This window comes from Marinobacter sp. LA51 (genome assembly GCF_030297175.1).
GTDB lineage: Bacteria > Pseudomonadota > Gammaproteobacteria > Pseudomonadales > Oleiphilaceae > Marinobacter > Marinobacter apostichopi.
The window spans coordinates 774,549-786,555 of the sequence record NZ_AP028070.1 but is presented as its reverse complement, the minus strand read 5'-3'; the positions used below and the strand labels follow the sequence as shown (position 1 = coordinate 786,555).

11 protein-coding genes are annotated in these 12,007 nt (G+C 58.7%); 2 read left to right on the top strand and 9 right to left on the bottom strand.

What is annotated here, in order from left to right; translation table 11 throughout:
• The 6 genes from nusB to glyA form a co-directional block, all read right to left on the bottom strand.
• Complete coding sequence (nusB, locus tag QUE89_RS03555; protein WP_203301778.1) at window positions 1-477, bottom strand: transcription antitermination factor NusB; 477 nt, start codon at window positions 475-477, stop codon at window positions 1-3.
• The gene (ribH, locus tag QUE89_RS03550; protein WP_247845719.1) at window positions 477-953 is read right to left on the bottom strand and encodes a 6,7-dimethyl-8-ribityllumazine synthase; all 477 of its coding nucleotides are present in this window, start codon (window positions 951-953) and stop codon (window positions 477-479) included. The genes nusB and ribH overlap by 1 nt, the downstream gene beginning before the upstream one ends.
• A 47-nt stretch (window positions 954-1,000) precedes the next feature.
• The gene (gene ribBA / locus QUE89_RS03545) at window positions 1,001-2,116 is read right to left on the bottom strand and encodes a bifunctional 3,4-dihydroxy-2-butanone-4-phosphate synthase/GTP cyclohydrolase II (protein ID WP_138441930.1); all 1,116 of its coding nucleotides are present in this window, start codon (window positions 2,114-2,116) and stop codon (window positions 1,001-1,003) included.
• Window positions 2,117-2,180: 64 nt separating this feature from the next.
• On the bottom strand, window positions 2,181-3,296 hold the full coding sequence (gene ribD, locus QUE89_RS03540) for a bifunctional diaminohydroxyphosphoribosylaminopyrimidine deaminase/5-amino-6-(5-phosphoribosylamino)uracil reductase RibD (RefSeq protein ID WP_286221866.1): 1,116 nt from the start codon (window positions 3,294-3,296) through the stop codon (window positions 2,181-2,183).
• Window positions 3,293-3,811 carry a transcriptional regulator NrdR gene (nrdR, locus tag QUE89_RS03535; RefSeq protein WP_286221865.1) on the bottom strand — a complete coding sequence of 173 codons (519 nt, stop codon included), beginning with the start codon at window positions 3,809-3,811 and terminating at the stop codon, window positions 3,293-3,295. Before nrdR ends, ribD begins: the two co-directional genes overlap by 4 nt.
• A 75-nt stretch (window positions 3,812-3,886) precedes the next feature.
• Window positions 3,887-5,140 carry a serine hydroxymethyltransferase gene (gene glyA / locus QUE89_RS03530; protein ID WP_286221864.1) on the bottom strand — a complete coding sequence of 418 codons (1,254 nt, stop codon included), beginning with the start codon at window positions 5,138-5,140 and terminating at the stop codon, window positions 3,887-3,889.
• 264 nt (window positions 5,141-5,404) lie between these two features.
• Between glyA and ettA the strand changes: the two genes are divergently transcribed.
• Both ettA and radA read left to right on the top strand, forming a co-directional pair.
• Complete coding sequence (ettA, locus tag QUE89_RS03525; protein WP_286221863.1) at window positions 5,405-7,066, top strand: energy-dependent translational throttle protein EttA; 1,662 nt, start codon at window positions 5,405-5,407, stop codon at window positions 7,064-7,066.
• Window positions 7,066-8,442 (top strand): DNA repair protein RadA, encoded by a 1,377-nt coding sequence (radA, locus tag QUE89_RS03520; RefSeq protein ID WP_286221862.1) that lies wholly within the window; start codon window positions 7,066-7,068, stop codon window positions 8,440-8,442. The genes ettA and radA overlap by 1 nt, the downstream gene beginning before the upstream one ends.
• Before the next feature lie 172 nt (window positions 8,443-8,614).
• Here radA and QUE89_RS03515 read toward each other — a convergent pair whose 3' ends face one another.
• The 3 genes from QUE89_RS03515 to QUE89_RS03505 form a co-directional block, all read right to left on the bottom strand.
• A complete protein-coding gene (locus QUE89_RS03515; RefSeq protein WP_286221861.1) occupies window positions 8,615-8,983 on the bottom strand; it encodes a PilZ domain-containing protein in 369 nt (122 codons plus the stop codon).
• Between the two features lie 337 nt (window positions 8,984-9,320).
• Window positions 9,321-10,385 carry a uroporphyrinogen decarboxylase gene (gene hemE / locus QUE89_RS03510; protein ID WP_286221860.1) on the bottom strand — a complete coding sequence of 355 codons (1,065 nt, stop codon included), beginning with the start codon at window positions 10,383-10,385 and terminating at the stop codon, window positions 9,321-9,323.
• Between the two features lie 129 nt (window positions 10,386-10,514).
• Window positions 10,515-11,933 (bottom strand): FAD-dependent oxidoreductase, encoded by a 1,419-nt coding sequence (locus QUE89_RS03505; protein ID WP_286222815.1) that lies wholly within the window; start codon window positions 11,931-11,933, stop codon window positions 10,515-10,517.
• Window positions 11,934-12,007 lie beyond the last annotated feature (74 nt).

Below are 12,007 nucleotides of genomic sequence, written 5' to 3'. Positions count from 1 at the left end.
CTAGCGGGGACGTGTCTCTGCCAGACGCAAGCGACGGCTGAGCTTGTCCAGAACACTGTTGACGAACTTGTGGCCTTCCGTACCGCCGAAGCGCTTTGCCATTTCAATGCCTTCGTTGATCACCACTTTGTAGGGCACATCCAGGCGATGCTTCAACTCATAGGCGCCGAGGCGAACAATCGCCAGTTCAATAGCATCCACTTCCTGCAGCGGGCGATCCAGGTACGGCTCCAATAGCTGGTCGAGATCGGCCTGCTCCCGGTGCACGCCCCGCAACAGGTCGCGAAAATACAGCAGATCCACCTTGGCCATGTCGTTATCAACCATGAACTCGGCCTCAATGTCCGAAATCGAGCTCTTGCTGAAGTGGCGCTGGTACAGTCCCTGCAGAGCCAGGGCCCGGGCGCGGCGGCGATCGCCGGCTTTGGGCTGACCGCTCGGGGCTGGCTGTGGGGTGTTATCGTCAATTGCGCTCATTACTCACCCAGCTTCTTGAACAGGCTGACCATTTCCAGCGCGGTAATGGCCGCTTCCGCGCCCTTGTTACCGGCTTTGGTGCCTGAACGTTCGATAGCCTGTTCGATAGAATCCACTGTCAGCACACCAAAGGTAACCGGTACGTCGGTTTCCAGACTAACCGCGCCCAGACCACTGGAGGCTTCACCGGCAACATACTCGAAATGAGGCGTACCACCACGAATCACAGCGCCCAGAGCGATGATTGCGTCGTAGTTGGAGGTCTCGGCAACGCGTTTTACCGCCAGCGGCATCTCGTACGCGCCCGGTACACGGATAATGGTAATGTCATCGTCTGAAATGCCATGGCGACGCAGCGTATCCACTGCTCCGTCCACCAGGCTTTCAACTACAAAGCCGTTAAAACGGCCGACGACCAGCGCGTACCGTCCGCTGCACTGGGTAAAATCACCTTCAATTACTTTGATATCTGCCATGCATGGCTCCTTCACGGGTCACGACGCGTTGGTCATGACCGGGTTAATCAATTAGGGGTATAGGGAACGTATTCAACCACTTCCAGATCAAATCCGGAGATGGCGGAGAACTTGATCGGCGGACTTAACAGGCGCATTTTACCAACGCCGATGTCCCGCAGAATCTGGGAGCCGGTACCCACGGTGAAATAAACACCGGAGCTGCCCTTGCCAGCGGAGCCTTTCCCTTCATCAAAGAACTCGTGAATACGGTCTTCCAGGTTGTAGCTGTCCTCAGCACTGTTCAGCAACACGACGACGCCCCGGCCCTCGGCTGCCACTTTCTCCAGAGCGTGGTGCAACGGCCAGCTGCGGGAATCCTTGCGGCGGGCGCCGAGCAAATCACGCAGGGTGTCGGTAATGTGCACACGCACATGGACCGGCTCTTCAGCGCGGATATCACCCATGACCATGGCCAGGTGGGTGGCACCCTGGATGTTGTCACGGTAGGTGCGCAGGTTGAACTTACCGTACTCGGTGTCCAGCGTGTTCTCTTCCACGCACTCGATGGTGCGCTCATTCATGGTGCGGTAGTGGATCAGGTCGGCAATGGTGCCAATCTTCAGATCGTGCTCCTCGGCAAACCGCTCAAGATCTTCCCGACGGGCCATAGAGCCATCGTCGTTCATGATCTCGCAGATCACACCCGCCGGCTCCGATCCGGCCAATGCGGCCAGATCGCAGGACGCCTCGGTGTGCCCGGCTCGGCTGAGTACGCCACCAGGATCGGCCATCAACGGGAAGATATGGCCCGGCTGGACCAGATCCGACGCCTTGGCATCCCGCGCCACTGCGGCCTGAACCGTGCGGGCACGGTCAGCAGCGGAAATACCGGTTGTCACACCCTCTTTCGCTTCAATCGACAGGGTGAACTTGGTGCCAAAACCAGAGGCATTCTGATGCACCATCAGCGGCAGGCCCAGCTGTTCACAGCGATCCCGGGTCATGGGCATACAGATCAGGCCGCGACCGAAACGCGCCATGAAATTGATGGCTTCGGCGGAGCAGTGTTCAGCCGCCATCACCAGATCGCCTTCGTTTTCGCGATCCTCATCATCCATCAGGATGACCATCTTGCCCTGACGGATATCTTCGATGATTTCTTCAATGCTGTTCAGTGCCATACAGTTTTGCACCCTTGCGGTTTGCCGGCAGCCTCGGGTTGCCGGGACACCGTGAATTTAATGATTACTGGCGCGCCAGGATCAGTCGCTGATCCTCACCCACCTGACGTCGATCAAGCACTTTCCACTGCACTTTGTCTGCCATGGACTCCAGTGGCAGGTGCGCAGTCGGGCGCCCGGTGCTACCCAGAAACACCGGCGCCTGGTAGAGCCAGAGTTCGTCGACCAGGCCTTCGCTGATGAAGGTGCCCGCGAGTGTTGGCCCGGCTTCCACCAGCAGTTCGTTGATGCCCAGCTCACCCAGGGAATCCAGCAACTCCGCCACGTCGATGCCGTTATCTTTCCAGGCAACCCCGTTGATGCTTATCCCAAGGGCCGCCAAATCCTGCGCCGGCGCGGTCGCCAGGGTCGACGAAGCACAGAACACCTGCACGTTGCCGCCCTTCAGGATGGTTGCCGAGGCCGGGGTACGGGCGTCCCGATCCGCAATAACGCGCAGCGGCTGCCGGGATGGCTCGGTAGCATCGCCAATATCTCCCAACTCTTCCCGGCGGACGGTGAGCGATGGATCGTCTGCCAGCACCGTGCCGACACCGGTAACGATGGCGTCACTCATAGCGCGCAGACGCTGGACATCCTGGCGCGCCTCGGCGCCGGTAATCCATTGACTCTCACCCGATGCCATCGCGGTTCGACCATCCAGGCTGGCCGCCATCTTCAAGCGCACCCAGGGGCGGCCGGTGTTCATGCGCTTCATGAAGCCCGGATTCAGGCGTGCCGCCTCTTCCGCCAGCACACCTTCAGTGACCTGAATACCCGCCTCGCGCAGCAGTTCCAGGCCGCGCCCGGATACCGACGGATTGGGATCTTTGGTAGCCGCAACCACGTGCGCCACACCGGCATCAATCAGGGCCCGAGCACACGGAGGTGTCCGGCCGAAGTGACTGCACGGCTCAAGCGTGACATAGGCCGTCGCCCCGCGGGCAGACGGACCAGCCTGACTCAGCGCCCGAATCTCGGCATGGGCCTCACCGGCGCGTTCGTGCCAGCCTTCACCCAGAATTTCATCGCCCCGGGCAATGACACAGCCCACCCGCGGGTTTGGGTGCGTTGAATAGCGGCCGCGCCAGGCAAGCTGAACCGCCCGCGCCATCATGGTCCGGTCACGGACGTCGATCATACGTTTCCTTTCGAGGATTGGTTGTCGGCCAGCGCCTTGGCCACATCTACCGCATTCTCGCCATTGGTCGCCGACAACCGTTCGATCTCTTCCTTGAATTCATTGATGTCCTGGAAGCTGCGATAAACCGAGGCAAACCGCACGTAGGCAACCTTGTCCAACTGCCGTAGTTCGGTCATCACTTCCTCACCCAACTGCATCGACTTGACCTCGCGCTCACCGGTAGCGCGAAGCCGGTACTTGATTCGGTTCAATGCCGCATCAATCTGTTCGATACTCACCGGCCGTTTTTCCAGTGCCTTCATGATGCCAGACCGCAGCTTTTCCTCATCGAAGGGCTGACGAATCCCGTCCTGCTTGACCACGCGGGGCATGACCAGCTCAGCACCTTCGAAGGTGGTAAAACGTTCGTGGCAGGACAAGCACTCCCTGCGGCGACGCACCTGATCGCCCTCGGCCACCAGGCGCGAGTCGATCACCTTGGTATCTGCTTCACCACAAAAGGGACAATGCATAATCAAAGACTCCGGAAAGGAGCCGGCTCCGGTCGCGTAAATACGCAGACGGAGCCGGCGGATCTTGCCTGTAGTTTAGCCGTAGACCGGGAAACGGGCACACAGAGCAGAAACTTGCTCGCGTACGCGGTCGTTTACGGCGTCGTCTTCGAGGTTATCGAGGATGTCACAAATCCAGCCGGCCAGATCCCGGGACTCGGACTCACCGAATCCGCGGGTGGTGATGGCCGGCGTGCCGATACGCAGACCGGAAGTGACGAACGGTGAACGCGGGTCGTTGGGAACGGCGTTCTTGTTGACGGTGATGTGAGCACGGCCCAAGGCGGCGTCCGCGTCTTTACCGGTGATGTCCTGCTTGATCAGGCTGACCAGGAACAGGTGGTTCTTGGTGCCACCGGAAACCACATCGTATCCGCGCTCAACAAATACCTGGGCCATGGCACTGGCGTTCTTGACCACCTGCTTCTGGTAGCTCTTGAACTCGTCGCTCATGGCTTCTTTGAAGCAGATCGCCTTGGCGGCAATCACGTGCATCAGCGGGCCACCCTGGCCGCCCGGGAAGACAGCGGAATTCAGCTTCTTCTGCAGATCAGCGTCGTCGCAGGCCAGGATGAGGCCGCCACGAGGACCGCGCAGGGTCTTGTGGGTGGTGGTGGCAACGACATGGGCGTGCGGCACCGGGTCAGGGTATACGCCTGCAGCGATCAGGCCAGCCACGTGCGCCATGTCGACGAACAGGTAAGCACCCACTTTATCGGCGATGGCACGGAAACGGGCAAAATCCAGCTCCTGGGAGTAAGCGGAGAAGCCGGCAATGATCATCTTCGGCTTGTGCTCTACGGCCAGCGCTTCCACTTCGTCATAATCGATCAGGCCAGTTTCCGGGTTGAGGCCATACTGGACTGCGTTGTAGATCTTGCCGGAAAAGTTGACGCTGGCGCCGTGGGTCAGGTGACCGCCGTGGGCCAGGCTCATGCCCAGAACGGTGTCGCCCGGCTTCAGCAGCGCCATGAACACCGCAGAGTTGGCCTGGGAACCGGAGTGCGGCTGTACGTTGGCGTAAGCAGCGCCGAACAGCTCTTTGGCGCGTTCAATGGCCAGATCTTCGGCGATGTCGACGAACTCACAACCACCGTAATAACGCTTGCCCGGGTAGCCTTCGGCGTACTTGTTCGTCAGCAGACTGCCTTGGGCCTCCATCACTCGGGGGCTGGTGTAGTTTTCGGATGCAATCAGCTCAATGTGAGCTTCCTGACGTTTCTCTTCCGCCTGCATGGCGTTCCAGAGTTCGTCATCAAAGCCGGCTATTTTCATTTCACGATTAAACATGGATGCGCTGCCCCTGTGTGCTTGACTGGCCCGGAGAGCTTTGGAATTCTCCGCAGGCTCCCTGAAAAATTGGGCCGCTATTCTATCTTACAAATGGGTAAAAAATCATCTTTTATGGGCCTCACAGGCCCTCCGCAGAAACCGGCACGCCGCAATCTGCGATTTTCCCTCAATTGCTATCGTTTTCCGGTTTCGCTACCTTACGTGGCTTATCTGCAAGTTCCTTTTATTTACCTCCGATTACTAAAGAGGACCTACCCTGTTATGGCCCAATACGTATACTCAATGAACCGCGTGGGCAAAGTGGTCCCGCCCAAGCGTGAAATCCTCAAAGACATTTCCCTGAGCTTCTTCCCTGGCGCCAAAATCGGCGTGCTCGGTTTGAACGGCGCCGGTAAGTCCACCTTGCTGCGGATTATGGCGGGCGTAGACCAGGATTACATCGGCGAAGCCCGACCACAGCCTGGCATCCAGGTTGGTTACCTGCCCCAGGAACCTGAGCTGGATGATGAGAAAACCGTCAAGGAAATCGTCGACGAATCGGTTTCCGGGGTGCACGACGCCCTGGCCGAACTCGATAAGGTTTACACCGCCTACGCCGAACCGGATGCCGATTTCGATGCCCTGGCCAAGAAGCAGGGTGAGCTGGAAGCCTACATCCAGGCCACCGACGGCCACGACATCGAGCGCAAGATGGAAGTGGCAGCTGACGCCCTGCGCCTGCCGGCCTGGGATCAGAAGGTTAAGCTGCTCTCTGGCGGTGAGCGCCGCCGCGTCGCACTTTGCCGCTTGCTGCTGTCCGGCCCGGACATGCTGCTGCTGGACGAGCCCACCAACCACCTGGACGCCGAGTCGGTAGCCTGGCTTGAACGCTTCCTACACGACTACGAAGGCACCGTGGTTGCCATTACCCACGACCGTTACTTCCTGGACAACGTTGCTGGCTGGATCCTGGAACTGGACCGTGGTCAGGGCATTCCGTTCGAAGGCAACTACAGTCAGTGGCTGGAGAACAAGGAAAAGCGCCTGGAGATGGAATCCAAGCAGGAAGCTTCGCACCAGAAAGCGGTCAAGCAGGAACTGGAATGGGTTCGCAGCAATGCCAAGGGCCGCCAGTCCAAGAGCAAGGCCCGTCTGGCCCGCTTTGAGGAGATGAGCTCCCAGGAATTCCAGAAGCGCAACGAAACCAACGAGCTTTACATCCCGCCCGGACCACGCCTGGGCAACAAGGTGATCGAAGTAGACGGCATCAGCAAGTCCTTCGATGATCGCCTGCTTTACGAAGATGTGTCCTTCAGCGTGCCGCCGGGCGCCATTGTTGGCATCATCGGTGGTAACGGTGCCGGTAAATCCACCCTGTTCAAGATGATCGGCGGCTACGACAAGCCCGATGCCGGTGACATCGTGGTGGGCGAAACCGTGGAACTGGCTTACGTCGACCAGATGCGAGACCTGGACGGCAGCAAGACCGTGTGGGAAGAGCTCTCCGATGGTAACGACATCATCAAGGTGGGCAACTACGAAACACCGTCCCGCGCTTACGTTGGCCGCTTCAACTTCAAGGGCAGCGACCAGCAGAAGCGCGTTGCCGATTTGTCCGGCGGTGAGCGTAACCGACTGCACCTGGCCAAGCTGCTGAAACAGGGTGGCAACGTTCTGATGCTGGACGAACCGACCAACGATCTGGACGTGGAAACCCTGCGTGCGCTGGAAGAGGCGCTGCTGAACTTCCCGGGCGCGGCACTGGTGATCTCGCACGACCGCTGGTTCCTTGACCGCGTAGCGACGCACATCCTGGCCTTCGAGGACGATGGCGAGGTGGTGTACTTCGAGGGTAACTTCAGCGAGTACGATGAGGACCACAAGAAGCGCAAGGGCGACTCAGCCATGGTGCCCCAGCGTATGAAATACAAGAAGCTGGCCTGATGGCAAAGACGAAGACCGCCTATGTCTGCACCGAGTGCGGTTCAGACTATTCCAAATGGCAGGGCCAGTGCACGGCCTGCCAGGCCTGGAACACCGTTAGCGAGGTTCGCGGCGTTAGCGCCAATAATAGCGGCGCGCGCGGCGCCCGCTTCGACGGGTTCGCCGGCAGCCTGTCGGAGATCCGGAGCCTGGACGACGTTAGCCTGGCCGAACAACCCCGAATCAGCACCGGCATGCAGGAGTTCGACCGAGTGCTCGGCGGCGGGCTGGTTGAGGGCTCGGCGGTACTGATGGGCGGCCACCCTGGCGCCGGTAAAAGTACCCTGCTGCTGCAGGCGGTCTGCCATCTCGCGGCCAGCGTTTCAGCGCTGTATGTGACCGGTGAGGAATCCCTGCAACAGGTTGCCATGCGCGCCAAACGCCTGGGACTGCCCACCAAAGACCTGAAGATGCTCTCTGAGACGAGCGTTGAGCGGCTCATGCAGGTCGCCGAATCCGAGAAACCCCGAATTCTGGTGGTCGATAGTATTCAGGTTATGCACATGGCGGATATCGAGTCCGCGCCGGGCTCGGTATCTCAGGTTCGGGAAAGTGCGGCCTACCTGACCCGGTTCGCCAAGCAAACCGGCACCATCCTGTTTCTGGTTGGCCACGTGACCAAGGACGGCAGCCTCGCTGGGCCAAAAGTCCTTGAGCACATGATCGACTGCTCGATCCTGCTGGAAGGCTCCAGCGACAGCCGTTATCGCACCCTGCGCGGCATCAAGAACCGTTTTGGTGCGGTTAATGAGCTGGGCGTCTTCGCGATGCTGGAGCAGGGCCTCAAGGAAGTGAAGAATCCCAGTGCCATTTTCCTGAACCGAGGTGAGGAAGCAGCGCCCGGGAGTGTGGTGATGGTGGTCTGGGAAGGCACTCGCCCGATGCTGGTGGAAATCCAGGCTCTGGTCGATATGGCTCAGGGCGGCTACCCGCGTCGGGTCGCGGTCGGCCTGGACCAGAATCGCCTGGCGATGCTCCTGGCGGTTCTACATCGCCACGGTGGCATGCATGTGTCGGATCAGGATGTCTTCGTGAATGTGGTTGGCGGCGTGAAGGTGGCCGAAACCAGTGCTGATTTGGCGCTGTTGGCAGCCATCGTATCCTCTTTCCGGGATCGCGCCTTGCCCCAGGATCTGGTGATCTTCGGGGAGGTAGGACTTTCTGGTGAAATTCGGCCAGTGCCCAGCGGCCAGGAGCGGATTTACGAAGCGGCCAAGCACGGCTTTACGCGGGCATTGGTGCCGAAGGCCAATGCACCTCGCAAGGACATTGAAGGCATGAAGGTTATTCCGGTTACCAAGCTTAGTGATGCTTTGTCTGCCCTGGAAGAACTCTAGGGGTTTGAGCTCTTGAGTTAACGGGACGGGTGGCTTTCCTATTTCCAAAAACCGCTACGAGCACATCCATGTGCACTTGTTTCCGGCCTTCCCTGGCCTACAACATTTTTGGAAATAGGAAAGCCACCCGCTCCTGCCTAGCTCGAAAGAGCCGTCAACTTATCCTTCCGGATTAATCAATTAAATGGGCGAACTCTCGCTCAAGCAACGCCTGATCACCTAAATTTAGCTCAACAAGACGCTTGAGGTGGGCGGCGCTATCTAAATCAATGTACTGGCATTTGAATCCGAGCCGGTGAGCTTCAACGTGCCGCAATTCCACCGCCATCACGATGGCCGCCTCATGATCGTTCAGGTGAATGGTCACCTCACACGGCTGCCTTAATGGCACATCCCACCCTTCCGGCCGCTTGACCAGAACGCCTTTCAGGCAAATATCCAAAACTTCAGTCGGCCAGACGCTATCAAGACAATGCAGCTCGCACGGAGCATCGAACTCAATGCGGTGAAATCGACGTTTTTCAGGTTCTTGGATGGCCAAGATAGGGCTCCCGCTACTCAGTCTGATGTTATCTGACTATAGACCGGACAGAACGCCTGATCCACTCAGGGTGCGGGATTCTAGACTCATATATCTTCGAGGTTCGACAGTGGCCGTTGTGTGGGCCCTTCCAAAAACGTCGCAGGCCAAGGATGGCCGGAGACAAGCGCACATGGGTGAAGCCGAGCGTTCAGGAAGCAAAGCTTCCTGCGACGGTTGAACGACAGCAATCTGTGATTGCTGGCTGGACCCGAAGGGGCTCGTAGCGGTTTTTGGAAGGGCCCGCACAACGGGCGCTAGCTACTGACTATAAGGCTACCTGCAGGTCCGCCTCAGATTACCGGTGGTATTCAGGGCTTAACTCAACAACCGCCTCAATGAACGCCCGGGCATTCTCGGGGTCCACATCCGGGGTGATGCCATGGCCAAGGTTAAACACGTGGCCGGTGCCGGTGCCGAAGCGGCGCAGAATGTCCGCGACTTCCTCGCGGATACGGGCCGGTGGCGCGTAGAGCATGGTTGGGTCCATATTGCCCTGCAGTGTTACCCGATCGCCAACGCGGGCGCGGGCGTTTCCAATATCCGTAGTCCAGTCCAGACCAACGGCATCAGCTCCGGTATCTGCTATGGATTCGAGCCACTGACCACCGTTCTTGGTAAACAGGATTACGGGGATATGACGCCCTTCCTGCTCGCGAATAAGGCCGTCTACAATTTTTCTCATGTAACGCAACGAGAATTCCTCGTACGCCCAGCTGCTGAGCACGCCGCCCCAGGTATCAAAGATTTGTACTACCTGCGCACCGGCGCGAATTTGACCGTTCAGGTAATCGATAACCGAGTTGGCCAGATGATCCAGCAGGCGGTGCATAACCTCGGGCTGACCGTACATCAGCTTCTTGGCTTCCCGGAAATCCTTGGAAGAACTGCCCTCGATCATATAGGTGGCCAGGGTCCACGGACTGCCTGAGAAGCCAATCAGCGGCACACTGCCATTGAGCGCGCCACGGATCGTGGACACGGCGTTCATGACATAGTCCAGATCCACTTCCGCCTTCAGCGTTGGCAGAGCGGCGACATCGGCCTCGGAGCGAATGGTGTGCTTGAACTTTGGCCCTTCACCGGTCTCAAAGTAGAGCCCCAGACCCAGTGCATCGGGGATGGTGAGGATGTCAGAGAACAGAATCGCCGCATCGAGCGGGAAGCGCTCCAGCGGTTGCAGGGTTACCTCACAGGCAAGCGGCGTATTCTTGCACAGACTGAGAAAATCGCCGGCCTTGGCACGGGTAGCCCGATACTCCGGCAGGTAACGCCCGGCCTGGCGCATCATCCATACGGGGGTGCGGTCAACTGGCTGGCGCATGAGGGCGCGCAGGAAGCGATCGTTCTTCAGCTCGGTCATAAATTATCCAGCGTTCTCAGTCTATAAATGGTCGTATCGAATGGGAAGCAATGATACCCAGTTCGCCACAATAAAAAAGGGCGGCATACCCTTAGTACGCCGCCCTTCGAATCGGGATCAAGCCGACACTCAGATATCCAGGTAGTCCATGATACCTTCAGCCGCCTGACGGCCTTCCCAGATGGCGGTCACGACCAGATCAGAACCCCGAACCATATCGCCCCCGGCAAAGATCTTTTCGTTGCTGGTCTGGAAAGCAAAGTCGGATTGCTCAGGCGCAGAAACGCGACCGGAGTCGTCGGTGTCTACCTTCAGCTCATCAAACCAGTCCGCCGGGCTCGGCCGGAAACCAAAGGCCACCAGAACCGCATCCGCAGGGATCACTTCCTCACTACCAGGCACCACTTCCGGACGACGACGTCCGTTTTCATCGGGCTCGCCCAGCTGCGTGGAGACAACCTTCACACCTTCAACCTGATCTTCACCAATGATGGCAATCGGCTGACGGTTGAACAGGAACTTCACGCCTTCTTCCTTCGCGTTTGCCACCTCACGACGGGAGCCCGGCATGTTGGCCTCGTCCCGGCGATAGGCACAGGTCACGCTCTCGGCCTGCTGGCGAATGGAGGTACGGTTACAGTCCATTGCGGTGTCACCACCACCCAGAACCACCACACGCTTGCCCTTCATATCAATGAATTCAGAGGCGTCCTTCTCAAAGCCAAGGCGGCGATTAACGTTCGAAACCAGGAACGGCAGTGCATCGTAAACGCCCGGCAGGTTCTCACCGGGGAAGCCGCCCTTCATGTAGGTGTAGGTGCCCATGCCCATGAACACGGCATCGTACTCATCGATGATGTCCTGCAGCATGACATCCTTGCCCACTTCGGTGGACAGACGGAACTCAACGCCCATTTCCTCAAACACCTTGCGGCGTCGGGTCATGACCGACTTTTCCAGCTTGAACTCGGGGATCCCGAAAGTCAGCAGGCCACCGATTTCCGGATAGATATCGAACACCACCGGCTTCACGCCGTTGCGCACCAGCACATCAGCACAGCCCAGCCCGGCAGGCCCAGCACCAATCACCGCTACTTTCCGGTCGGTCCACTTGACCGCCGACATGTCCGGCTTCCAGCCCAGGGCGAACGCGGTGTCGGTAATGTACTTCTCAACCGAACCGATGGTAACCGCGCCGTAGCCATCGTTAAGGGTGCAGGCGCCCTCACACAGACGGTCCTGCGGGCAAACCCGGCCACACACCTCCGGCAAAGAGTTGGTGTGATGACACAACTCCACTGCGCGCATGATGTTGCCTTCGGACACCAGCTTCAGCCAGTTCGGAATGTAGTTGTGAACCGGGCACTTCCACTCGCAGTAAGGGTTGCCACACTCCAGGCAGCGATGCGCCTGGTTGGAGGCATTATCTGCGGTGAACGGGTGGTAAATTTCGCCAAATTCTTTCTTTCGCTTTTTGGCCGGTACCTTCTTCGGGTCAATCCGCCCTACTTCGACAAACTGGAAGTCGTTACTCAGTCTTTCTTTCATCATGGTGCTCTCATCAGCTCAATTTCGACTGGGGCGCCGGCGACGGCGGCCCCAAAAACTGTTCGACCCGGTCG

Bases quoted from the DNA above. Each gene is read 5' to 3' on its own strand.
- nusB (WP_203301778.1), bottom strand. From the start codon at position 477: ATGAGCGCAATTGACGATAACACCCCACAGCCAGCCCCGAGCGGTCAG.
- ribH (WP_247845719.1), bottom strand. From the start codon at position 953: ATGGCAGATATCAAAGTAATTGAAGGTGATTTTACCCAGTGCAGCGGA.
- ribBA (WP_138441930.1), bottom strand. From the start codon at position 2,116: ATGGCACTGAACAGCATTGAAGAAATCATCGAAGATATCCGTCAGGGC.
- ribD (WP_286221866.1), bottom strand. From the start codon at position 3,296: ATGATCGACGTCCGTGACCGGACCATGATGGCGCGGGCGGTTCAGCTT.
- nrdR (WP_286221865.1), bottom strand. From the start codon at position 3,811: ATGCATTGTCCCTTTTGTGGTGAAGCAGATACCAAGGTGATCGACTCG.
- glyA (WP_286221864.1), bottom strand. From the start codon at position 5,140: ATGTTTAATCGTGAAATGAAAATAGCCGGCTTTGATGACGAACTCTGG.
- ettA (WP_286221863.1), top strand. From the start codon at position 5,405: ATGGCCCAATACGTATACTCAATGAACCGCGTGGGCAAAGTGGTCCCG.
- radA (WP_286221862.1), top strand. From the start codon at position 7,066: ATGGCAAAGACGAAGACCGCCTATGTCTGCACCGAGTGCGGTTCAGAC.
- hemE (WP_286221860.1), bottom strand. From the start codon at position 10,385: ATGACCGAGCTGAAGAACGATCGCTTCCTGCGCGCCCTCATGCGCCAG.
- QUE89_RS03505 (WP_286222815.1), bottom strand. From the start codon at position 11,933: ATGAAAGAAAGACTGAGTAACGACTTCCAGTTTGTCGAAGTAGGGCGG.